Origin of the sequence: Variovorax paradoxus, from assembly GCF_024734665.1 — a bacterium.
Lineage (GTDB): Bacteria > Pseudomonadota > Gammaproteobacteria > Burkholderiales > Burkholderiaceae_C > Variovorax.
On sequence record NZ_CP102931.1, the window covers coordinates 3641376 to 3664049 of the forward strand.

Sequence of the window (22674 nt, forward strand, 5' to 3'; positions counted from 1 at the left end):
CCAAGGCTTCGATGGTTTCCAGTTCTCCCGAGGCTTCGGGCCCAGATCAGCCCGCCTCGCCGATCCCTTCTGCATCCAGCGCTCCTGTTTCGATAGTGCCCGGCCTCTGGCGCCGTATGGCCTGCTGGCTCTACGAGGGCATGCTGCTGTTCGCGGTGGTGTTCGTTTCGGGCTGGCTCTTCAGCACGTTGGGCCAGATGCGCGACGCCATGGATTCGCGCCGCCATCTATTTCAGGCTTTTCTTTTCGTGGTGTTCGGCGTGTACTTCGTCTGGTTCTGGACCAAGGGTCAGACCCTCGCCATGAAAACTTGGAACATCCGCATCGTCGACGTGCACAACCAGCCCATCAGCCAACGCCGCGCGTTGGCGCGCTATCTGCTGAGCTGGGTCTGGTTCCTGCCGCCGCTGGCCGCCATTGCTCCCTTCAAGCTGTCGGGCGGCGAATCGACCGTCCTGATCTTCGGCTGGGTCGCAGTCTGGGCCCTGCTGGCTCGTTTTCACCCCGAGCGCCAGTTCTGGCACGACGCCTGGGCCGGTACACGGCTCATCACCTCCAAACCGATGAGTCGCCAATGAGTGCCTTGCCCAAGCTTCCCGATCCCGCTGTCAATCCGCAAAAAGCCCGCAAGGGCTTCGAACGCGTCTGGCATGCCACGCTGATCTCTCTGCACGGCCTGCACGCCGGCTGGAGCGAGCCCGCCTTCCGCCAGGAAGCCATCATGTCGATCGTGATGATTCCGGCCTCCTTCTGGCTCGGGCGCAGCTGGGTCGAGGTGGCGCTGCTCGCGGGCAGCGCCATCCTGGTGATGATCGTCGAGCTGCTCAACACAGCGGTGGAAGCCGCCATCGACCGCATCGGCCCCGAGTGGCACGACCTCTCCAAGCGCGCCAAGGACATGGGCAGCGCCGCGGTGCTGCTGTCGCTCACGCTGTGCGGCGGTATCTGGGCGGCGGCGTTGTGGCAACGCTTCGTGTCATGAGAAGGCCCGCGGGCTGCGGCATGATGGCAGGATGAATCCTGAATTTTCGATCTGTGTGTATTGCGGCTCGCGCCCCGGCGAGCGCCCCGAGTTTTCCCAAGCCGCGCAAGCCGTCGGCCAATGGATCGGCCAGCACGGCGGCCAACTTGTCTACGGCGGCGGTCGCACCGGCCTGATGGGCACGGTGGCCGAAGCCACCCGCCTCGCTGGCGGCCGCGTGGTCGGCATCATCCCTAAGGCATTGGTCGACAAGGAATTGGCCAACCCGCTGTGCGACGAGCTGCACGTGGTCGACACCATGCACGAGCGCAAGGCCATGATGGGCGAGCGCGCCGATGCCTTCGTCGCCCTTGCGGGCGGCATTGGCACCTTCGAGGAATTGTTCGAGATCTGGACCTGGCGCCAGCTCGGCTACCACGACAAGCCCACCGGCATCCTCAACACCGCCGGCTACTACGACGGCCTGCTCGGCTTCCTGGCGCACAGCGTGCGCGAGGGCTTCATGGGCGAATGGCAGATGAGCCTGATCCGCACCGGCACCAATGTGCCTGAGCTGCTCACGGCATTGCGCGCCGAAGTGCCGCTCCATCCACGCGAAGACAGGCTGTCGGAAAACCTCTGACGACCATGTCGAAAGCCCCGTCGCCGGGGCTTTCTTGCTTTAAACAGCGTTTTCGTTTTCCTCACCCGTACGGATGCGCACGATGCGCTCCACGCCGGTGACAAAAATCTTCCCGTCGCCGATCTTCCCGGTGCGCGCGGAGCTGACGATGGCTTCGATACAGCGCTCCACATCACCCTCGTTGACGACCACTTCGACCTTCATCTTGGGCAGGAAGTCGACCACGTATTCGGCGCCGCGGTAGAGCTCGGTGTGCCCCTTCTGGCGGCCGAAGCCCTTGACTTCGGTAACGGTCAGGCCGGTGACGCCCACTTCGGCCAAGGCCTCGCGCACGTCCTCGAGCTTGAAGGGTTTGACGATGGCGGTGATCTGCTTCATGGTTTTCGTGCTCCGGCGGTTTCGTTGAATTTGCTGGTGATAGGGTAACGCCAATCCTTGCCAAAGCTTCGATGGGTGACCCGGATGCCTACCGGCGCCTGGCGCCGCTTGTATTCGTTGATCCTGATGAGCCGCGCAACCCGCTCGACCACCGCGCGGTCGTAACCCGCGGCAATGATCTCGTCGATGCCTTCGTCGTCCTGCATGTAGCGTGCCAGGATTCCATCGAGGATGTCGTAGGGCGGGAGGCTGTCTTGATCGGTCTGATCGGGCCGAAGTTCGGCGCTGGGGGGGCGCGTGATGATCCGCTCGGGGATCGGCTCGGTGCCCGTGCCGTACGGATCGTGGGCATTTCGCCAGCGCGCCAGCGCGAACACCGTGGTCTTGAGCAGGTCCTTGATGACCGCGAAGCCGCCCGCCATGTCGCCGTACAGCGTGCAGTAGCCGGTGGCCATTTCGCTCTTGTTGCCCGTGGTGAGCACGATGGCGCCGAACTTGTTCGAAAGCCCCATCAGCAGCGTGCCGCGGATGCGGGCCTGGATGTTTTCCTCGGCCGTGTCCTCGGGCAGGCCCTTGAATTCTTCGGCCAGCGCGCCCTTGAAGGACTCGAAGGTGTGCTTGATGGAAATTTCGTCATAGCGCACGCCCAGGCGGCTGGCCATGTCGCGCGCATCGATCCAGCTGATGTCGGCGGTGTAAGGCGAAGGCATCATCACCGCACGGACCTTGTCCTTGCCCAGTGCATCGACCGCGATGGCAAGCACCAATGCGGAGTCGATGCCGCCCGAAAGCCCCAGGATGGCGCCCGGAAAACCGTTCTTACCGATGTAGTCGCGCACGCCGAGCACAAGGGCGTCCCAGAGCTGTGCCTCAGCGTCTCGCGGCGGTGCGATGGCCGCCGGCTCCGCCACGAAGCCCACCCCACCCTGCGGCGTACGCTCCAGCTGCGCAAAGACCAGCTTTTCCCGGAAGCTCTCGGCCTGCATGGCAGCCCCGCCATCGGCCTGCAATGCGAACGAAGCGCCGTCGAACACCACCTCGTCCTGCCCGCCGACCAGGTGTGCATACACGAGCGGCAGCCCCACGGCGCGCGCCCGGTCGGCCATGCGCGCGACGCGCTCGCCTTCCTTGCCCACGTGATATGGCGACGCATTGATCACCGCCAGCACCTCGGCGCCGCCTTCGCGCGCCAGTTCAGCTGGCTGGTCGAACCAGGCGTCTTCGCAGATCAGCAGGCCGACCGAGACACCGCCCGCCTCGAACACGCAGGTACCCTGCCCCGGCGTGAAGTAGCGGCGCTCGTCGAACACCTGGTAGTTGGGCAGTTCGCGCTTGGCATACGTTTCGAGGATGCGGCCTTCCTTGATGACGCTGGCCGCGTTGTGGCGCATCTGCACGGCCACCGAGCGGCTGCGCAGGCTGCCGCCGGTCGGATGCCCCACCACCACCACCATGTCTTTGAGATCGGCCAGAGCGGCGGCTATGCCTTTCACGGCATCATCACAGGCTTCGGTGAAGGCGGGACGGAGGAACAGGTCCTCTGCCGCGTAGCCGGCAATCGAGAGTTCGGGCGTCAACAAGAGGCGCGCGCCCTTCGCATGGGCATCGCGCGCGGCGTCGACGATCTTTTTCGCATTGCCGGCGAGGTCGCCCACCACAAAATTGAGTTGCGCGATGGCGAGCTTGAGCGTCATACAGAAGGAAGAAAAAGGCTTGAACGATTATGTCATTCGGGTTCTGTCGTCGCCGGCTGACGTGAGCCCGGACGCATGGAACGCGCTGCTGGCCGCCGAGGCCGAGCCATCGCCCTTCATGCGCCACGAATACCTCGCGGCGCTGAACGACAGCCGCAGCGCCACGCCCGAGAGCGGATGGATGCCGCAGTTCGTCACGCTGTGGCAAGGCGAGCAGTTGCAGGCCGCGTGCCCGTTCTACATCAAGGACCATTCCTACGGCGAGTACGTCTTCGACTGGGCCTGGGCCAACGCCTACGAGCAGCACGGGCTCGCGTACTACCCGAAGGCCGTGGTAGCGGTGCCCTTCACGCCCGTGCCCGGCACGCGGCTGCTGGCGCGCGACGCCCAAAGCCGCACATTGCTGGTGCAAGGACTCGTCGCGCTATGCAAGCAGGAGGAACTGTCGTCGCTGCACCTGCTGTTCGGCGCCGATGCCGACATCGCCGCCTGCACCGAAGCGGGCCTGATGCTGCGCAACACGGTGCAGTTCCACTGGACCAACGCCCAATACCCCGACTTCAACGCCTTCCTCGCCAGCCTCTCGCACGACAAGCGCAAGAAGATCCGCCAGGAGCGCCGCAAGGTCGCCGATGCCGATGTGAGCTTCCGGTGGTCGCGCGGCACCGACATCTCGAAGGCCGACTGGGACTTCTTCTACCGCTGCTACGAGCGCACCTACCGCGAGCACGGCAACCCGCCCTACCTCACGCGCGACTTCTTCCGGCGCATGGCCGACACGATGCCCGAGGCCTGGCTGCTGTTCGTCGCCGAGCGCAACGGCAAGCCCATGGCCACCAGCCTGATCGCCCTTTCGACGCAGCCCGATGCACCGCTCGTTGCCTACGGCCGCTACTGGGGCGCGCTGGAGCGCGTCGACTGCCTGCACTTCGAGGCTTGCTACTACCAGCCGCTGGCCTGGTGCATCGAACATGGCGCGCAGCGCTTCGAAGGCGGCGCCCAGGGCGAGCACAAGATGGCGCGCGCGCTGATGCCGGTGAAAACCACCAGCGCCCACTGGCTGGCGCATCCGGCGTTTGCCGATGCGGTCGAGCGCTTTCTGGAGCGCGAGGGCGCGGGCATCGAGAACTACATGGACCATCTGGGCGAGCGCAGCCCGTTCAAGGCCGCCTGACCAGCCTGTCTTGCCATGCGGGGCTGCTATAAAAGCGCCCGATATCCACAACAACTCAGAGAGAACTCGATGCCATTCGTCGGACTGGGGCTGCACGTCCTCATCGCGCTGTTCTTCGCCGTGCACGCGATGCGCCACGGCAAGCAGATGTACTGGCTCCTCATTCTTTTCAGCTTTCCGCTACTGGGCAGCATCGTGTACTTCGTGGTCGAGTACCTGCCCGCCTCGCGCATGCAGCGCACCGCCGGCAAGGTGGCCAGCGCGGCCATCGGCTTCATCGACCCCGAGCGCGAATACCGCGCGGCCACCGAGGCCTACGACCTCGCACCCACAGCCCAGAACAAGCTGCGCCTTGCCAAGGCCGCGCTCGACAAGGGCCAGGCGGCCGATGCCGTCGGCCACTACCGCGATGCACTGAAGGGCCCGCTGGCCTCCGATCCCGAACTGCAGTTCGGCCTGGCCAGCGCACTGCTCGCGGCAGGTGGACCGGCTTCCGGCCGCGAAGCATTGCAGGCACTCCAGGCCCTGCGTGCCACGCGCGACGACTACCGCAAGGACGAAGTCGCCGTGCTCACCGCCCGCGCCCTCGCCGCCGACGGACGACAGCCGGAAGCGCGTGAAGCCTTCGAGGCCGCGCTGAGCCAGTACAACACCGTAGAGGCCCGCGCCCGGTATATCGCGTGGCTCGCCCAGCAAGGCGACGCCGCCAGCGCACAGCGCCAGTGGGACGAACTCCAGCAGGCCGCGCGTCATTGGAACTCGCATGCGCATTCGGTCAATCGCGAATGGATGCGGCTGGCCAGCGACGCGGTCCGCGCCTGAAGCATCTCCTCTGTCCAAGGGCATAGTGCCCTTGACCATTCGGCACATCGACGGCGCGCGGCGCCTCTCCTAGCATCCGCTTCGAGGAGAAAGAACCGCATGCAGCCCTTCACACGCCCTGCCCTCGTGGCACTCTGCTTCGTGGCTGCCAGCCAGTTGGCGACGGCCGCCAGCTTCGACTGCGCCAAGGCCGGCAACGCCACCGAGAAAGCCATCTGCGCCGACCCCGGCCTGTCACGCCAGGACGAAGCCATGGCCGCGCTCTACAAGCGGCAAGTCGAAATGCCCGGCACGGGCCAGTGGGCGACGTTCCTGAAACGCGACCAGCGCGACTGGATCACCGTGCGCAACCGCGAGTGCCGCGGCAAGACCGAATGCCTGAAGCAGGACTACGAGCGGCGCATCACCTACCTGAGTCACCCGCTGCTGCATTGGATGGGACGCTATGTGGAAGGCCAATGCCCGAAGGACGGCCGCTTCCTCGACGTGACGCCCGAACTGGGCGGCACGCTGGACATCCAGATCTACGTTTGCCCTGACCCGCGCGGCAACATGCTGCTGCAGGGCAAGAACGTGCTCGACGGGCAGCGGCGCCTCGTGGTGCAGGAAGGCGGGCGTTGCACCCGCACACTCCAGTTCGACACCGACCGCATCACAGTCTCGGACACACCGGGCTGCGCACCATCGCTGGCCGGCAGCTTCACGCGCGACCCGCGCCGCTCGCCCTTCGAGAACGAATAAGTTACTTCTTGTAGCTGGCGATGCCGTCCAGGATTTCCTTCTTGGCCGCGTCGATGCCTTCCCAGCCCAGCACCTTGACCCACTTGCCTTCTTCCAGGTCCTTGTAGTGCTCGAAGAAGTGGCTGATGGCCTTCAGGCGCATCGGGTTCACGTCGTCGACCGACTTCCAGTGGCTGTAGATGGGCAGCACCTTGTCGGTGGGCACGGCCAGCACCTTGCCGTCGACGCCGGCTTCGTCTTCCATCATCAGGATGCCCAGGGGGCGGCACGGCACCACCACGCCCGGCAGCAGCGGATACGGCGCGATCACCAGCACGTCGACCGGGTCGCCGTCGCCCGACAGGGTCTGCGGCACGTAGCCGTAGTTGGCCGGGTAGTACATGGCCGTCGTCATGAAGCGGTCGACAAAAATCGCACCCGACTCCTTGTCGACTTCGTACTTGATCGGGTCGGCGTTCATCGGGATTTCGATCACGACGTTGAAGGAATCGGGGACGTTCTTGCCTGGGGAAACTTTGTCGAAGGACATGACGTTTTTCGAGTAGTGGAAAAGTATGAGAGAGATGGGGACAAACCCGGAGTTTACTTTCCGTGTCACCGACCGGTCGCACGCGCGCTCGTATTTGCCTGTAAATTGCAACCGTTGGCCAATCGGCTCCGCACCCCAGGTGCAGTGAGCTTCGAGGAAGCAACGCGACGGAAAACATGGTCCCGTACGCGTTGCACGCAGGGCCCATGCTGTCCGTCTCCACAAGTCGCAACGAACGAATGGAGAAGCAAAGCATGATCGGCAACACCCCCCTGATACTGGCTATCGTCTGCGGCCTCGTGGCCGTGGCCTACGGTTTCTGGGCTCGAAGTTGGATTCTCGCGAAGGACGCCGGCAATGCCCGCATGCAGGAAATTGCAGCGGCCATCCAGGCCGGCGCCTCCGCCTACCTCGCCAAGCAGTACAGCACCATCGCCGTTGTCGGCGTGGTGCTTGCCATCCTCATCGCCATCTTCCTGGACCTGACCACGGCAGTCGGCTTCATCGTGGGCGCGGTGCTCTCGGGCGCCTGCGGCTTCATCGGCATGAACGTGTCGGTGCGCGCCAATGTGCGCACGGCGCAGGCGGCCACCCAAGGCATCGGCCCGGCACTCGACGTCGCGTTTCGCGGCGGCGCCATCACCGGCATGCTGGTGGTGGGCCTGGGCCTGCTGGGCGTGTCGGCCTTCTACTGGGTCCTGATCGGCAGCAGCACGCCAGCGGCGGGCCACAGTCTCGCGGCCACCCTCAATCCGCTGATCGGCTTTGCCTTCGGCTCTTCGCTGATCTCGATCTTCGCGCGGCTGGGCGGCGGCATCTTCACCAAGGGCGCCGACGTCGGCGCCGACCTGGTGGGCAAGGTCGAGGCCGGCATCCCCGAAGACGATCCGCGCAACCCGGCCGTGATTGCCGACAACGTGGGCGACAACGTCGGCGACTGCGCCGGCATGGCGGCCGACCTGTTCGAAACCTACGCCGTGACGCTGATCGCCACCATGGTGCTGGGCGCGCTGATGGTTACCGCGGCGCCGACCAACGCCGTGCTGTACCCGCTGGCGCTGGGCGGCGTGTCGATCATCGCGTCGATCATCGGCTGCTTCTTCGTGAAGGCCTCGCCGGGCATGGTCAACGTGATGCCGGCGCTCTACAAGGGCCTGGCTGTGGCGGGCGTCCTCTCGTTGATCGCGTTCTGGTTCGTCACCAGCTGGCTGATTCCCGATAACGCGATCGCCCCGAGCGGCAGCCAGTTCAAGCTTTTCGGCGCCTGCTTCGTCGGCCTCGCACTGACGGCTGCGCTGGTGTGGATCACCGAGTACTACACCGGCACGCAGTACAAGCCCGTGCAGCACATCGCACAGGCCTCGACCACGGGCCACGGCACCAACATCATCGCGGGCCTGGGCGTGTCGATGCGCTCCACGGCCTGGCCGGTGATCTTCGTGTGCATCGCGATCCTGGCCTCCTACTCGCTGGCGGGTCTCTTCGGCATTGCGGTGGCTGCCACGTCGATGCTGAGCATGGCCGGCATCGTGGTGGCGCTGGACGCCTACGGCCCCATCACCGACAACGCCGGCGGCATTGCCGAGATGAGCGATCTGCCCGCCAGCGTGCGCGCTGTGACCGACCCGCTCGACGCGGTCGGCAACACCACCAAGGCCGTGACCAAGGGCTACGCCATCGGCTCCGCGGGCCTGGCCTCACTGGTGCTCTTCGCCGACTACACGCACAAGCTGGAGAGCTTCGGGCTGAACATCAGCTTCAACCTGAGCGACCCGATGGTGATCGTCGGCCTCTTCATCGGCGGGTTGATTCCCTACCTGTTCGGCGCAATGGCCATGGAGGCCGTGGGGCGCGCGGCCGGCGCGGTGGTGGAAGAAGTGCGCAGGCAGTTCCGCGACATCCCCGGCATCATGGAAGGCACCGGCAAGCCCGAGTACGGCAAGGCCGTGAGCATGCTGACCGGCGCGGCCATCAAGGAAATGATGATCCCCTCGCTGCTGCCTGTGCTGGTGCCGATCGTCGTCGGCCTGGTGCTGGGGCCGAAGGCACTGGGCGGGCTGCTGATGGGCACCATCATCACGGGCCTGTTCGTCGCCATCAGCATGTGTACCGGCGGTGGCGCCTGGGACAACGCCAAGAAGTACATCGAGGACGGCCACTTCGGCGGCAAGGGCAGCGAGACGCACAAGGCAGCCGTCACCGGTGACACCGTGGGCGACCCCTACAAGGACACCGCCGGCCCGGCCGTGAACCCGCTGATCAAGATCATCAACATCGTGGCGCTGCTCATCGTGCCGCTGGTGGTGAAGTTCCATGGTGGCGATGCGGCGGCGGCCGTGCCGGCGAAGGTCGAGATGCCGCCGGCTGTGACCGCGCCCGCCGCGATGGCTCCGGCGACACCTGCTGCGGTGGTTGCTTCGGGCGCCGTGTCGGCCGCAGAAGCCGCGGCGGTGAAGGTCGAGAACGGCGTCGTGAAGTTCTACTTCGCGAGCGCCAGTTCCGAGGTAGCGCCCAACGCCAAGGAAGCCCTGGCCGACGTCATCAAGGCTGTGCAGAGCGGCAGCACCGTGCTCGTGAGCGGCTACCACGATGCCAGCGGCGACCCGGCCAAGAACGCCGAACTCGCCAAGCAGCGCGCGATGGCCGTGAGCGATGCGCTCAAGGCCGCCGGCGCGCCCGAAGACAAGATCGAGCTGGCCAAGCCCGAGCAATCGCAGGCCGACGGGCCGCCCGCCGAGGCGCGCCGCGTAGAAGTCAAAGTAAAGTCCTGAGATGCCCACACCCGAACGACTCGAATCATTCATCGCCGCTGTCGAAGGCGGCGCGCATGCCAAGGCCATCGAGGACTACTACACCGAAGATGCCACCATGCGCGAGAACCAGGCCGAGCCGCGGCGCGGCCGCAGCACGCTGGTGGCGCAGGAAAGCGCCGTGCTCGACCGCACCGAGTCGGTAGTCTCCACCTGCGTGCGGCCGGTGCTGGTGAACGGCGACCACGTGGCCATCCACTGGATCTTCGAGTTCACGTTCAAGGGCGGCAGCAAAATGCGCATGGAAGAGATCGCCTGGCAGCGCTGGGAAGGCGAGCGCATCGCGGAAGAGCAATTCTTCTACGACCCCGCGCAGAAAAAGCCGGGCTGACCGCTTCTGCGAGCGAACCCACCGCCATGGCGCTGCCGCAGACCTCCTAGCCCCATGCGATACCTTCATGCACTGTTCGCCGGCACCTGGGCCATCGCCCGGGCCGAGCTGGCGATCGTGCGACGCTTTCCGCGCATCCTGCTGGCCGTGGTGGCGGTTGGCGTGGTGCCGGCGCTCTATGCACTGATCTATCTCACGAGCGTGTGGGACCCGGCCGGCCACACGGCCGACCTGCCCGCCGCCATCGTCAACCAGGACCAGGGCGTGACCTACATGTCGCGCACGGTCAACGTCGGCGACGAACTCACGCACACCCTGCTCGACAAGCGCGCCTTCGGCTTCCGCGCGATGACCGATGCCGAAGCCGCGCGCGCCGAGGTCCGGCGCGGCACGCTGGCCTTCGCGCTGCTGATTCCGGCCGACTTCAGCGCCAACGCGGTACCGGGTGCGCAGCGCGGCGCGGGGCAACTGGTGGTCTACACATCCGAAGGCAACAACTACAGCTCGGCCGGCCTGGCGCGGCGCTTCGCGGGCGAGCTGGGGCACCAGGTCAACGAGATGCTCAACGAGCAGCGCTGGGGGCTGGTGCTGAATGCGGCCTCTGGCTCGCAGCAGCGGCTCGACAAGCTCAAGCAGGCCCTGCTGGAGCTGCGCGACGGCAGCCAGACGCTGGCCAACGGCGCGGCCCAATACAGTGCCGCGGCGCAGCAAGTGGGCAGCGGGTTCAAGCAGGTCAACGGCGGTATCCGCACCATCGAATCGAAGCTGCCGGCCGACGCGGACCTGCGTGCGCTGAAAGCCGGCTCGCAGCAACTCGCGGCGGGTCAACGAGAACTCGGCAGCGGGCTCGCGCAGATCGGCGACGGGTTCGGCCAGCTCGAAGCCGGTGCCGGCCAGCTCGGCGACGGTGCGCGCAAGATGCAGAAGGATTCCGCCGACATCCCCTTCGTGGGCGAGCGCATCGCCAAGGGCGCAGGCGAACTCGCAGCCGGCGCTGACAAGCTGCGCGGCGGCATCGATCAGGCGCAGGGGGCCATGGCCAAGGCACAGGACGGCAACCATAAGCTCGCGGCCGGCGCCACTGCGCTCGACGGCGGCGTGGGCAAGCTCACCGACGGCATGGGGGCGCTGTCTGGCGGCATCCGCACCATGGCTGGCAAGCTGCCCGCGGACAAGAAGCTCGACGAGTTCGTGCAGGGTGGCGCTCAACTTGCGCAGGGCGCGCAGCGCCTGCTGACCGGCGTGCGCACCATCGAAGCCGCCCTGCCCGCCTCGATCACCCGCATCCAGGGCAGCGCCTCGGGGCTGGCCGATTCGGTCGAGCCCAAGGTCGAGGTGGTGGCACCGGTGGACAACAACGGCAGCGCCTTCGTGCCGAACATGGTGTCGGTGGCGCTGTGGATCGGCGCCGTGATGGCGGGCTACCTGTTCAACATCCGCATCGTGCTGGCGGACCACACCCACTACCCGAAGCTCGCCAAGACGCTCGGCAAGATCACCATGCCGGCGCTGATCGTGCTGCTGCAGGTGGCGCTGGTGCTGGCCACGCTGCTGGGCGTGCTGCAGGTGCAGGCGCCGCACGTGGCGGCGCTGGCGCTCACGATGGCGCTGGCCTCGCTGGTCTTCCTGGTGGTGCTGTTCGCGATCCTGCATGTGTTCGGCGACTTCGGCCGCATCCTTACCGTGCTGCTGCTTACGCTGCAGTTGTCGGCCGGCGGCGGGGTGCTGCCGGTGGAGCTTTCGGCCGGCTTCTTCCGCACGGTGCACAGCTGGCTGCCGTTCAGCTGGGTGGTGCAGGCCTTTCGCGCTGTGATGTTCGGAGCCTTCGACGACGGGTGGGCGCATGCCTGCTGGGTGGTGCTGCTGTCGGGCGCAGTGGCCGTCGGGCTGATGGCCCTGTTCGGCAAGTGGAAGGAAGTGCTGCTGGCGGACTACCGGCCAACGGTGCAGATCTGAACAGCCCCTTGAAACGATGACACGCTGCCGCCAAGCTCTTTCTTCTTCCCTCCGCTTGCTGCCGGCACTGCTGGTGCTGGGCGCCGCGGCTTTCGCGCAGGCCCAGACCCGCAACGACGACACCCTGTCGCTGAGCTTCGAAGCGGCCCGCGCCCGCATGATCGATCGCTCCGACAAGCTGGCTGCGGCCCGCGCGGCCGTCGAGTCGAAAGAACTGCAGGGCCAGGGCCTGAAGGGGCTCGGCGGCCCGACGGTCAGTGTCTCGGGGCTGGCCTATGCCTACAACGCGAACCTGAACCTCGACCTCGATCCGCTCAACCAGAAACTCGGGCAGATCGGCTCGGCGCTGCCGTCGTCCATCCAGAGCGTGATCGCGCGCGTGCCGATTCCGCAGCTGCCCAACAGCTACACGCTCAACCGCCACGACACCGGCGCCAACGCATCGATCTCGGCCGTGTGGCCGCTCTACGTCGGCGGCGCGACCGATGCGGTGCGCGGCTTTGTCTCGGCCCAGGCGCGCGAGGCGCAGGCCGATGCCGAGCAGGCCGGCCACGAGGTCGACACGCTGCTGGTGCAGCGCTATTTCGGCGCCCAGCTCGCGCAGCGCGCGGCCACGCTGCGCCTGCAGGCCGAGCGCACGATCGCGCAGCACGATTCGGCGGCGCAGAAGATGCTCGCGGCCGGCGTGATCTCGCGCGTCGAACGGCTGCAGGCCAGCGCCGCCTACGAAGAAGCGCGGCGCAATGCGCGCAAGGCCGAGAACGACGCGGCGCTCGCTGCCGTGGCCCTGGCCCGCACGGTGCGCGCCGACGGCGGCGTGACACCGCAAACGCCGCTCTTTCTCATCAGCACGCCGATCGAACCGCTCGGCTATTTCATCGACTCGGCGCTCACGCGGCACCCGGGCCTGGGCAAGGTCGCGGCCAAGAAGTCGCAGGCCGAGCAATTGCACGAAGGCGAAGAGGCGCTGCGCCGCCCGCAGGTCATTGCCTTCGGCACGCGCGAACTCAAAGGCGGCAATGCCGACTGGGTGGCCGGCCTCGGCGTGCGCTGGACGCTGTACGACTCGGTCGACCGCGACGCCCTGTCGGCCGCTTCGCTCAAGCAGGTCGAGCAGGCCGAACGCACCGACGCGCAGGCGCGCAGCGACATCTCGCTGCTGGTCGAACGCAACTGGCGCGCACTGGAGAACGCGCGCCGCCAATACCTCGAGATGAAGGCTTCGGTGGAGCTGGCGCAAGAGGTCGTGAAGCTGCGCACCTCGGGCCTGCGCGAAGGCACGAGCACCACGCTCGACCTGATCGACGCCGAAACCAACCAGGCCAAGGTGCTGACCGAACGCGCGCAAGCCGCCAACGACTACGTGCAGACGCTTGCGCAACTGCTCGAAAGCGCGGGCCTTTCCGAAAGGTTTTCCGACTACATCGCGCGTGCCGACGTGAAGGTGAATTGATGATGAGTGCCAAGACCCGAAAACTGATCGCGATATTCGCCGCCCTGCTCGTGCTGGCGGTGCTCGTCTGGGGTTTCTGGCGCGCGTCGCAGCCCGCCCCCGAGGTGTTCCAGGGCCAGATGGAAGCGCGCGAGACCGACGTCGCAGGCAAGGTAACGGCGCGCATCGCCGAAGTGCCGGTGAAGGAAGGTGACCGCATCCAGGCCGGCGCGGTTCTGGTGCGCATGGACAGCCCCGAAGTGCGCGCCAAGCTCGCACAGGCCACCGCCGCCGAACAGGCTGCGCAGGCCGTGGCTGACAAGGCGCAGAACGGCGCCCGCCCGCAGGAGGTCGAGATGGCGCGCATGCAGTGGCAGCGCGCCGAAACCGCGGCCCAGCTGGCGCAAACCTCGTACCGCCGTGTGGACGGACTGGCACGCGAGGGCCTGGTGGCCGACCAGAAACGCGACGAAGCCGAAGCCAACTGGAAGGCCTCGCGCGACGCTGCCATTGCCGCCAAGGCGCAGTACGACATGGCGCGCATCGGCGCCCGCCCCGAGGACAAGACCGCCGCCAGCGCACAGGCGCGCCAGGTCGCCGGCGTGGTGGCCGAGGCCGAAGCCGCCAAGGCCGAGACCGAGCTGCGCAGCCCCGTCGGAGGCGAAGTGGCCAAGGTGCTGGCCAAGGTCGGCGAGCTGTCGCCGCAGGGCGTGGCCGTGGTCACGGTGGTCGACCTGAGCGACCAGTGGGTGGTGCTCAACGTGCGCGAAGACCGGCTCGCCCGCTTCGCGCTCGGCAACGAGTTCGACGCGCGCCTGCCTGCGCTGGCCGAAGACAGGCGTGTGGCCCGCTTCAAGGTCTACTACAGCGCCGTGCTGCCCGACTTCGCGACGTGGCGCGCCACCCGCGGCGGCACCGGCTTCGACGTTCGCACCTTCGAGGTCCGCGCGCGACCGCTCAAGCCCATCGATGGCGCGCGCCCCGGCATGAGCGTCTTGGTCGACTGAGTTCGCAATGAGCCTGCGCGGCTTCTCCACGGCCAGCGCACGGCGCGAGTTCGCGCTGCTGCGCACGCGCCCCTGGGAGCTGGCGATGGTTTCGTGGGTGCCGCTGCTCGCGGTGTTCCTGATCTGGTGGATCTTCTCGGCCGGCCTGCCCGAGCGGCTACCGATCGGCGTGCTCGACCAGGACCACTCGTCGCTCTCGCGCCAGCTGGTGCGCTTTCTGGACGCTACGCCTGGCCTGCGCGTGGTGCAGCGGTACAGCGACGAAGGCGAGATGGCGCGAGCCTTGACCAGCGGCGCGGTCGACGCGGCGGTGCAGTTGCCGCGCGACCTGAGCCGCGACGTCAAGCAGGGTCGCGTCGGCCAGGTCGTGCTGCTGCACAACGCGCAGCTCGGCACTCACTCGAGCCTGATCCAGCGCGACGTGCGCACCGCCGTGGCCACAGTTTCGGGCGGGGTCGAGCTCACGGTGCGCAACAAGCGCGGCGAGTCGATGACGGCGGCGCGCGTGAGCATGGAGCCGATCAAGGCGAGCATGGTGGCGCTGTTCAACACCTCGACCGACTACGAGCAGTTTCTCGGTGCGGCGCTGATTCCGGCGCTTCTGCACATTCTTGCGATGACGGCCGGCGCCTGGGCCGTGGGGCGCGAGTTGCGCGACCGCAGCATCGGCGAGTGGCTGGGCGCCGCGCCACGATGGCACGAGGCGCTGGCAGCGCTGGCGGGCAAGCTGGTGCTGCCGTTCGCAAGCCTTTCCGCGGTAGCCATCGCGGCGATGCTGTGGATCACCGCGGGCCGCGGGTGGCATCCGGTCGGTTCGCTCGGGTGGACGCTGTTTGCGCTTGTGGTGTTCCTGGCGCTGTCGATCGCGCTCGGGGCTTTCGCGGCGGCGCTCACGCGTTCGCTGCGCACCGCGCTGTCGGCCACGGGCTTCATCACTGCGCCGGCCTTCGCGTTCGGTGGCGTGGGCTTTCCGCTGGTCGCGATGCCGTTCTTCGCGCAGATATGGGCCGGCCTGCTGCCCTACACGCACTACATCCGCGTGCAGATGGAGCAGTTGCAGATGGGCGCGCCGGTGGCGTATTCGGTCGCCACGCCGCTGTGGATGGTGCTGGGCACGGGCGTGCTGCTTGCCGTGTCTGCCGGTGCGCTGGTGCGCGCGGCCGGAACGCCCGACAGCTGGGGTGGACGCTGATGACTGACGAACGGCTCCACCTCGGCGCCGCATGGCGCGACACCGCGCTAGCCGTGCTGCGCGACAAGGGCGTGCTGCTGATCATGCTTCTCGCGCCCATCATCTACGGCTTCTTCTACCCGTGGCCCTATGGCACGCAGGCCGTGACGCGCGTGCCGGTGGCAGTGGTCGACCAGGACCACACCGCGCTGTCGCGGCAGATCGCGCGCTTCGCGCTGGCCAATCCGCGGCTCGACGTGCGCATGGTCACGGGCGATGTGCACGAGGCGCAGCAGGCGCTGTGGCGCGGCGACATCGAAGGCTATGCGCTGCTGCCGGCCGACCTCAAGCGCGACGTGCTGCGCGGCACCTCGGCTGTCGTCACCATCGAAGGCAACGGCGCCTATGCGCTGCTGAACAAGGCGGTGCTGTATGGCTTCTCGGAGGCTGTGGGCACGGTGTCGGCGGGGGTCGAGATCCGCAAGCTGCAGGCCGGCGGCCAGAGCGCGATTCAAGCCGCGCGTAGCCGCAGTCCGCTCAACACGCAGCTGGTCGCTCTGTTCAACCCGACCGAGGGCTATGGCAGCTACGTGGTGCCGGCGGTGGCACTGCTGATCCTGCAGCAGACGCTGCTGATGGGCGTGGCGATGCTGGCTGGCACCTGGGCCGAGGCGGGGCGGCTGCGGGCCTCGATGGGAGCCTGGCTGGGGCGGCTGGGGGCTCTCTCGGCGTTCGGCTTTCTGAGCGGGCTCTTCTACTTCGGCTGGGTTTTCTTCTTGCAGGATTACCCGCGCGGAGGGAATCCGCTCGGTGCGCTGGTGCTGCTCGCGTTCTACGTGCCGGCGATCTGTACGCTGGGCCTGTTGCTGGGCTGCTGGTTCCGCGACCGCGAGCGGGCTTTGCAGGTGCTGCTGTTCACCGCCCTGCCAATGGCCTTTCTCTCGGGCTTCTCGTGGCCCGTGGAGGCCTTGCCGGGGCCGCTGCAGGCGCTGCGCTGGCTCTTCCCGAGCACGGCTGGCATCCAGGCATCGCTGCGGCTCAACCAGATGGGCGCGCCACTGCATGACGTGCTGCCCTACCTCGGCGTGCTGCTGTCGCTGACTCTCGCGGGGCTGTTGACGCTCTGGCTCGCGGCAACCCCGCCGAAGCGCGTCTAGCGCTGGCTCTCGGCCGCCACGGCGCGCACCAGCCGCGTCGCGGGCACTACCAGCTCGCGCAGGTCGCCCGCACGGTCCTGCTCGATGGCCTGCAGCACCAATTCGTTGATGCCGCCGACCACGGTCATTGCCATCTCGCTCGTCAGGTGCACGGCGGGGCCATCCGCGCCGTCGCTGCTGTTGATCGCCACCTGGATGAAGTTGGCGATCTCGTCGTTCACCCGGCGCCGCACCACCAGGCCCGGCATGCCGAGCCCCAGGATCTCGACGAAGAGCGTGCGCAGCAGCACCGGGTCTTGCGCGAGGTAATCGAAGTACGCAGTCATGGCCTGCTCGACCTGCGCATGCCAGGGCTGCACCGGGTCGAAGGCCTCGCTCACCGCCTGCAGCGCGAGCCGGCTGGCGGTTTCGTAGAGCGCGATCAGGCACTCGGTCTTGGTGCTGAAGTGCTCGTAGAAGGTACGACGCGACACTGCAGCCTCGCGCACGATGTCGGCAATGGTTGTCTCGGCGTAGCCCTTGGCTGCCACGGCATGCGCCATGCCCTGCAGCAGACGCTTGTAGTGCTCGCTCCCTGGGCCCTCGGCGGACTTGGAAGGGGCTGCTTTTTCGATGGTTTCGCTCATGAACGGCACATTTCCCTACGTCTCGGTACTTGACAGTACCAATTCACAATTGCAACATGGCGGCATGCGGTACTGATTTGTACCAACCATCCATCCAAGCAGCCCTGCTTTTCCCGAGGCTTGCTTCATGACCGATCTCGTTGTCCGCCGCCTTCTGATCGACCTGCAACCGCCCTTTGCCCGCAACTGGTGTGGCGGCGATGCATTCTCGACCGCTTTCTTCAATGCCCTGTCGATGAGTTTCCCTTTCGGCGAGCAGTTCTTCATCGACGCGGTGCGCGACGCCGTCGCCACGCTACCCCCCGAGGTGCAGAAAAAGCACAAGGCCGACGTGCGCGGCTTCATCGGACAGGAAGCCACGCACCGGCGTATTCATTCGCTCTTCAACAACCATCTGGAAAGCCAGGGCCTGGTCGACGGCTGGACGGCGCGCGCCAGCAAGCGCATGGCCCTGATGGAAGAAGCCGACCCGCGCCACGCGCTGGCTGTGACGGCGGCCACCGAGCATTTCACGGCGATGTTCGCCGAGTGGCTGCTGGCGCACCCGCAGATCCTTGACGGCGCTGAGCCTCGGCTGCGCACCATGTGGCTGTGGCACAGCGCCGAGGAACTGGAACACAAGAGCGTGGCCTTCGACGTCTACCGGGCCGCGGGTGGCTCTGACGAATGGCGCACGCGCTGGTTCCGCCGCGTGACGATGATGTTCCTGGGCGACCTGATGCACCAGACCATCGACAACCTGCGCCACGAAAAGCAACTGTGGAAATGGTCGACCTGGAAGAGCGCCGCGCGCATCCTGCTGAGCCGCGACGGCCTGCTGCGCGGCAACCTGGCCGGCTGGCGCAGCTACCTGCGGGCGGACTTCCACCCGATGCAGCAGGACAGCAGCCTGTCGGAGCGCTGGCTGGCGGACAACCGCGCGCAGTACACGCCGGTGGGCGCGGCGCCTGAAGCGGCCGCTGCCGGCTGACCGGCAAAAAACTCAGTAGAAATTGGCGCGGTGCGGCGCGCCGCTGCCGGCCTGCTGTTGCTGCTCGGGGCGCAGCGCCAGGTCGTGCAGGGTGTCGAAGTCGGAGGGAGCATCCGGCACGCGCATCACCACTTCGAGTTCGTGCATCGACGCGACCCAGCGGCCTGCCGGCGATTCGGCCGGCTCGTCATTGGCGAATACGCCGTCGCGGATGTAGAAGGTCTCGCCCTCCGGGCGCTCGGCATGCAGCTCGATCAGGCGCGCGATCGAGAAGTTGTACGTCACGAGCTTCTCGCGTGTCTTGCGGTCCTTGCCACCGCAGTTGAACGAGCCTTCGGCGGCGATGACGATGCAGGAGCCGTCCACGCCCCCGTCCATCTCGATCTCGTTGCCCGAGCGCCAGATGGCGTTGGGCAGGCGCACGCGCACCTTGTCGATCACGAGGTCGCGCTGCTTGTTGAGGCTGCCCAGGGGCGGCACCAGCGAACGCAACTGCCGCAGGCGCTCGGCGAAGTTGTCGTCCATCAGGAATTCGACATGATGGGTTGCGCTGCCGGATGAGCGCTTGACCACCTGCATGACCACGTGGCGCGACTTAGCCATGGCAGGACCCCTTTGCAAGCGTTGAATTCCATGACCCGCGAGGGGCGTCGACGGTGTGGCTGCAATTCATTGGAAATCGGCTACTAGTAGAACTTTAGATTACATGCAATTACATGCATCATTTGTGTCCAACTGTATAACGATTGCCGGCAATGCGGAAGGCCATTCCGTGACTTATGCACGAGGAAATGTCTCCAAAATGCCTCCCCAATGTGCTAGCAGGCGCCCTGCCAGCAGCCGGGGTCAACCCCCTATTCGAGGGATTCGTCGAGCGCCTTGCAGGAAGGCGCGCACACGGTCTGGGACTTGCCCAGCACCTGGCGGGTACGCAGCTGCGAGCGTACGCGGTGCTTGCCGCACATGAAGCACGACATGGTCGCGCCGCTGAACGACGCCGAGGCGCGGAACGGCGAACCCGGCGTCTTGGACTTGTAACGCAGCCCATCCGCCACCACTGCCGTCTTCACTTCACCCTTCGCCATGCGTCTTGTCCTTGCTGTTCAGTTATGCACTGCGCATTGCGCGTGCAATGGCTTCCCGTGCGCTGATTTCAGCGGCCAGGGAAACGTCCAACGCCGAGCGGCAAAGCCCGGCATGCTTGTAATTGAGGTTCTCGTAAACCTCGGCCGCGGCCGGATAGGCATCGAGCAGGCGGCCTAGTTCGGCGCCCTGCTCGACGTCCTCGAACTCATGCACGAGGTGCTCGACCACGGAGCGGTACTGCTCTGCGCCTACTGGCACAGGGCTGTGCTCAAGCTTTTCCAGCAGTTGTGCCAGCACGTGGGTCACTGCCAGATCGGTCTTGGGAGACGGATTATCGGTCGTGTTCATGGTTTCCATCTGGGGGCAGCATACGCCTATGCAAGTGGCTGCTCGTATAGGGATGTCTCCGGCTCCCCCGCCTTTTGCGCCGCCTGCATCCGCTGGAGGAGGCTGTGCAGCATCTCGGTGGACAGCCCGTGGATCACCAGCCGGTGCCCCGCCCGCAGGGTCGACAGGGGCACCAGCGGGTGCTTGTTGTTGACCAGGATCAGGTGCTCGGGCGCATTCAGGAGCGTCGCCGTGTAGATGCCGATGGTTTCGTCCAGCTGCAAAGAATTGGCCGCGCGCCAGAAGTCGTTGTCCGTAAGCATCAGTTGATAGAGCGGCGTGAACAGCTCGATGGCGCTCTGCAGGTCGAGAAAATTGAGCCTGCCCTGGGGCATGTCTTCCAGCCGCAGCCCCGGCTCCCGGATCATCGAAAAATCGACCTTCTCCGCCTTGCACAGCGCCACGCCCTTGTCGCGCAGTGCCTTGTTCAACCGGATCACGAAGTTGAAGAGGTTCAGGTCATGCTTCAGGAACATCTCGTCCCTCAGGGCGTCGATGTCGGCCGGCTCCAGCGGGTTGGTGGCCACCGGAGCCGGCGAATTCCGCCCGATGAAAGCCAGCACCTGCGAGCCCAGGTGAAAGTGCCGCAGGATCAGCCAGTTGGCCTCCGGCGACACAAAGCGCTTCAGCCCCCAGGCCAGAAACCGGTGCAGCAGCATCGAATGCGACCAGTTGCGCGGCACGAACACCTTCACGATCTGGATCAGGATGATCGTCAGCCGCGCGATCGGCCGCAGAAACGGCAGCAGGTATTGCCGCGAACCCGAACTCGAATCGGCCAGCCACGCCGCCTTGACGTTGTCGGGCAGCGGCGTGCTCTGGTCGAGGTACAGCGCGAGCCAGGGGCTGGGGTCGCGCTCGTCGTGCGCCTGCGTCAGGAAATCAGGTGTTCGATCCATGGGGCATACGCTCCGTGATGTGCTGGAACTGCATCAGGTACAAGGCCGCAGTGTGGCGCGCGGTGTCTGTGATCTGGCGGGCGGCGCGCGCCTGCCCTTCCACGGCCATCACCATCTCGACCGCCGTGAGCCAGCGGCTCAGGTGGTGCTCGTCGTTGTGGCCGTGGTACTCGAGAAAACGGAAGGCATCGGGTGGCAGCTTCAGGCTGGCTTTGAGCAGCGGCAACAGCGCCGGCACGATGCGCTGGCCCGTGCCCTCGATGATGTAGATCGCACCCAGCAGGCCGATCGGGTCGCGCGTGGCGGCCAGGCCGTGCAGATAGGCGTTGAGCGCCTCGCCGCCGGGGTTGCGGCGCAGGTCTTCGATGCGCTCCACCGTACCGCCCGCCTTGCGGTAATCACTGAAAAGGATGTTGAAGTCGTTCTGCTCCTCGCCCGCGTGCACGCCGATCAGCGAGGCCAGCACCTGGTACGGCTCGCTCAGCGAGGCCGCGCCTTCGCGCATCCACAGGCTGCCCTCTCGCACCTGCGGCACCCATTGCTCCATCCAGTTCAGGTAGTCGGGCACGGCAAAGCGGCGCTCGCGGATCTGGCGGATCAGCGGCGTGCGCCAGACGCGCGAGCGGTAGTCGTGCCAGATGGCGGCCAGTTCGGTGAGCAAGGCGCCGAGTCCTTCGGGCGCGGCAGTCGGGTCATGCGGGGGCGCAATGACGAAATCGTCGTCAGGCACAGCCGCCGCACGGGGCGCCACGACCACCGGCGCCGCATCGACCGCCTCGACTTCGAGCAGCATGTAGGCCGCCATGAAGCGCCCCGACTCCGGCACGTAGCAGAAGATCTGCTCGCCGGGCTTCAGCGTCTTGGTGTGCAAAAACTCAGCCAGCATCACCAGGATCGACGCCGCCCCGGTGTTGCCGCGCCACGCGAGGTTGCTCCACCAGCGCTCGCGCGGAATCGACAGGTCGGCCTTCGCCATCAGGTCCTCGACCACCGGGATGAATTTCTCCGACGAGTAATGGCACAGGAAGTGATCGACCCGCTTCGGATCGACCCAGCCGTCACGCACCAGCCCCGCGTACTCGTGGATGCCGATGTCGAACAGATGCGGCAGCAGGCGGATGTCCTGCCGCAGCGACAAGGCACCCGCCGCTTCGGCCTCGGCCCAGGAGCCGAAGTCGAGGTGGCCGCGCGCGCGGTCTTCGGTCAGGCCCAGTTGCATGCAGACCGGGTAGTCGCCCGAGAACGCGCGTTGATGCACCCACTTCAGCTTCAGGCGCAGCCCCGGCGCACCAGCCAGCGCGGGCGTGCCATCGGACAGCAGCAGGGCACCCGCGCCATCCGACAGCATCCAGCGCAGGAAGTGCGAGTCGAAGTCGGTTTCATAGCCGCGCGCCGCGAAGCGCGAACGTTTGAAGAGGCGCGACGGCATCTCGCTCGCCACCGCCATCGCCGAGCGGTGGGCGCCCAGCTCGATGCCCTGCGCGGCAGTCTGGATCGCCGACACGCCCGCCGCGCAGATGCCGTGCACCGAATGCGTTTCCATCGGCTGAGCCGCCAGCTCGCCCTGGATCATGTTGGCGAAGCCCGGCATCAGCGTGTCGCCGCCTGAGGAGCCGCTGGCCAGCAGCGACACGCGCGACAGCTCCGCCCCACCCCGCCGCAGGCAATCGCGGATCGCGCCGGCCGCCAGTTGCGCGTTGGTGTGCTGCGTCACGCCTTCCGCGTCGATGGCGTAGTGCCGCGTGAGGATGCCGTTCTCCGCCAGGATGCGCCGCTTGATGCGCTCCGACATGCGGTTGAGCGGCGCGATGTACGCGTCCATGCGATCGTTGGGAATGGGCTCGCCCGGCATGAAGTAGCCGGCGCTTTCGAGGTAGACGCGTTGGAATGAGACAGGCAT

At 66.6% G+C, this 22674-nt stretch carries 23 protein-coding genes; 14 read left to right on the forward strand and 9 right to left on the reverse strand.

The genetic code is table 11. From position 1 onward, the window contains the following. Positions 1-11: 11 nt before the first annotated feature. Genes NWF24_RS17185 through NWF24_RS17195 form a run of 3 tightly spaced genes read left to right on the forward strand, consistent with a single transcriptional unit; the run spans position 12 to position 1604 of the window. Positions 12-578, forward strand: a complete 567-nt coding sequence (locus NWF24_RS17185; RefSeq protein ID WP_258355214.1) for an RDD family protein — start codon at positions 12-14, stop codon at positions 576-578. Beyond that, complete coding sequence (locus tag NWF24_RS17190; RefSeq protein WP_093054413.1) at positions 575-982, forward strand: diacylglycerol kinase; 408 nt, start codon at positions 575-577, stop codon at positions 980-982. The genes NWF24_RS17185 and NWF24_RS17190 overlap by 4 nt, the downstream gene beginning before the upstream one ends. A gap of 31 nt (positions 983-1013) precedes the next feature. Beyond that, positions 1014-1604 carry an LOG family protein gene (locus tag NWF24_RS17195; RefSeq protein WP_258355215.1) on the forward strand — a complete coding sequence of 197 codons (591 nt, stop codon included), beginning with the start codon at positions 1014-1016 and terminating at the stop codon, positions 1602-1604. A gap of 39 nt (positions 1605-1643) precedes the next feature. Here NWF24_RS17195 and NWF24_RS17200 read toward each other — a convergent pair whose 3' ends face one another. Together NWF24_RS17200 and NWF24_RS17205 are read right to left on the reverse strand one after the other, a co-directional pair. Further along, positions 1644-1982 carry a P-II family nitrogen regulator gene (locus NWF24_RS17200; RefSeq protein ID WP_258355216.1) on the reverse strand — a complete coding sequence of 113 codons (339 nt, stop codon included), beginning with the start codon at positions 1980-1982 and terminating at the stop codon, positions 1644-1646. Further along, positions 1979-3676, reverse strand: coding sequence for an NAD+ synthase (locus NWF24_RS17205; RefSeq protein WP_258355217.1), 1698 nt, complete (start codon positions 3674-3676; stop codon positions 1979-1981). Before NWF24_RS17205 ends, NWF24_RS17200 begins: the two co-directional genes overlap by 4 nt. Positions 3677-3695: 19 nt before the next feature. On the opposite strand from NWF24_RS17205, the gene NWF24_RS17210 reads away from it, so the two are divergent. The 3 genes from NWF24_RS17210 to NWF24_RS17220 all read left to right on the forward strand — a co-directional run bounded on the left by NWF24_RS17210 (position 3696) and on the right by NWF24_RS17220 (position 6413). Continuing rightward, positions 3696-4850, forward strand: a complete 1155-nt coding sequence (locus NWF24_RS17210) for a GNAT family N-acetyltransferase (RefSeq protein ID WP_258355218.1) — start codon at positions 3696-3698, stop codon at positions 4848-4850. A gap of 69 nt (positions 4851-4919) precedes the next feature. After that, positions 4920-5672 carry a hypothetical protein gene (locus NWF24_RS17215; RefSeq protein WP_258355219.1) on the forward strand — a complete coding sequence of 251 codons (753 nt, stop codon included), beginning with the start codon at positions 4920-4922 and terminating at the stop codon, positions 5670-5672. Positions 5673-5771: 99 nt separating this feature from the next. After that, the gene (locus tag NWF24_RS17220) at positions 5772-6413 is read left to right on the forward strand and encodes a lysozyme inhibitor LprI family protein (protein ID WP_258355220.1); all 642 of its coding nucleotides are present in this window, start codon (positions 5772-5774) and stop codon (positions 6411-6413) included. 1 nt (position 6414) lies between these two features. Here NWF24_RS17220 and ppa read toward each other — a convergent pair whose 3' ends face one another. Beyond that, the gene (gene ppa, locus NWF24_RS17225; RefSeq protein WP_093054399.1) at positions 6415-6942 is read right to left on the reverse strand and encodes an inorganic diphosphatase; all 528 of its coding nucleotides are present in this window, start codon (positions 6940-6942) and stop codon (positions 6415-6417) included. 254 nt (positions 6943-7196) lie between these two features. On the opposite strand from ppa, the gene NWF24_RS17230 reads away from it, so the two are divergent. The 7 genes from NWF24_RS17230 to NWF24_RS17260 are packed head-to-tail and all read left to right on the forward strand — an operon-like array spanning position 7197 to position 16806. Then, positions 7197-9713: a sodium-translocating pyrophosphatase gene (locus NWF24_RS17230; protein ID WP_258349586.1), complete on the forward strand. Its 2517-nt coding sequence runs from the start codon at positions 7197-7199 to the stop codon at positions 9711-9713. 1 nt (position 9714) lies between these two features. Next, the gene (locus NWF24_RS17235) at positions 9715-10083 is read left to right on the forward strand and encodes a nuclear transport factor 2 family protein (protein ID WP_093054397.1); all 369 of its coding nucleotides are present in this window, start codon (positions 9715-9717) and stop codon (positions 10081-10083) included. 54 nt (positions 10084-10137) lie between these two features. Beyond that, positions 10138-12039, forward strand: a complete 1902-nt coding sequence (locus NWF24_RS17240; RefSeq protein WP_258349587.1) for a YhgE/Pip family protein — start codon at positions 10138-10140, stop codon at positions 12037-12039. 16 nt (positions 12040-12055) lie between these two features. Next, on the forward strand, positions 12056-13492 hold the full coding sequence (locus tag NWF24_RS17245; RefSeq protein ID WP_258349588.1) for a TolC family protein: 1437 nt from the start codon (positions 12056-12058) through the stop codon (positions 13490-13492). Next, positions 13492-14478, forward strand: a complete 987-nt coding sequence (locus NWF24_RS17250) for an HlyD family secretion protein (RefSeq protein WP_258349589.1) — start codon at positions 13492-13494, stop codon at positions 14476-14478. The genes NWF24_RS17245 and NWF24_RS17250 overlap by 1 nt, the downstream gene beginning before the upstream one ends. Positions 14479-14485: 7 nt before the next feature. Further along, positions 14486-15670, forward strand: coding sequence for an ABC transporter permease (locus tag NWF24_RS17255; protein ID WP_258349590.1), 1185 nt, complete (start codon positions 14486-14488; stop codon positions 15668-15670). Continuing rightward, positions 15670-16806: an ABC transporter permease gene (locus NWF24_RS17260; protein WP_258349591.1), complete on the forward strand. Its 1137-nt coding sequence runs from the start codon at positions 15670-15672 to the stop codon at positions 16804-16806. Before NWF24_RS17255 ends, NWF24_RS17260 begins: the two co-directional genes overlap by 1 nt. Here NWF24_RS17260 and NWF24_RS17265 read toward each other — a convergent pair. Beyond that, positions 16803-17432, reverse strand: a complete 630-nt coding sequence (locus tag NWF24_RS17265) for a TetR/AcrR family transcriptional regulator (RefSeq protein WP_258349592.1) — start codon at positions 17430-17432, stop codon at positions 16803-16805. The genes NWF24_RS17260 and NWF24_RS17265 overlap by 4 nt on opposite strands. Positions 17433-17559: 127 nt before the next feature. Here NWF24_RS17265 and NWF24_RS17270 point away from each other — a divergent pair, with 127 nt between their 5' ends. Continuing rightward, positions 17560-18402: a metal-dependent hydrolase gene (locus NWF24_RS17270; protein ID WP_258349593.1), complete on the forward strand. Its 843-nt coding sequence runs from the start codon at positions 17560-17562 to the stop codon at positions 18400-18402. Positions 18403-18414: 12 nt separating this feature from the next. Here NWF24_RS17270 and NWF24_RS17275 read toward each other — a convergent pair whose 3' ends face one another. From NWF24_RS17275 to NWF24_RS17295, 5 genes are all read right to left on the reverse strand, one after another. Further along, entirely contained in the window at positions 18415-19005 is a 591-nt protein-coding gene (locus tag NWF24_RS17275) for a hypothetical protein (RefSeq protein ID WP_258349594.1), read from the reverse strand. Between the two features lie 251 nt (positions 19006-19256). Continuing rightward, positions 19257-19487 (reverse strand): hypothetical protein, encoded by a 231-nt coding sequence (locus NWF24_RS17280; RefSeq protein WP_007836713.1) that lies wholly within the window; start codon positions 19485-19487, stop codon positions 19257-19259. A gap of 22 nt (positions 19488-19509) precedes the next feature. Continuing rightward, complete coding sequence (locus NWF24_RS17285) at positions 19510-19845, reverse strand: hypothetical protein (protein WP_258349595.1); 336 nt, start codon at positions 19843-19845, stop codon at positions 19510-19512. Positions 19846-19862: 17 nt separating this feature from the next. Next, the gene (locus tag NWF24_RS17290) at positions 19863-20774 is read right to left on the reverse strand and encodes a DUF6999 family protein (RefSeq protein WP_258349596.1); all 912 of its coding nucleotides are present in this window, start codon (positions 20772-20774) and stop codon (positions 19863-19865) included. Continuing rightward, positions 20758-22674, reverse strand: coding sequence for an iron-containing redox enzyme family protein (locus tag NWF24_RS17295; RefSeq protein ID WP_258349597.1), 1917 nt, complete (start codon positions 22672-22674; stop codon positions 20758-20760). Before NWF24_RS17295 ends, NWF24_RS17290 begins: the two co-directional genes overlap by 17 nt.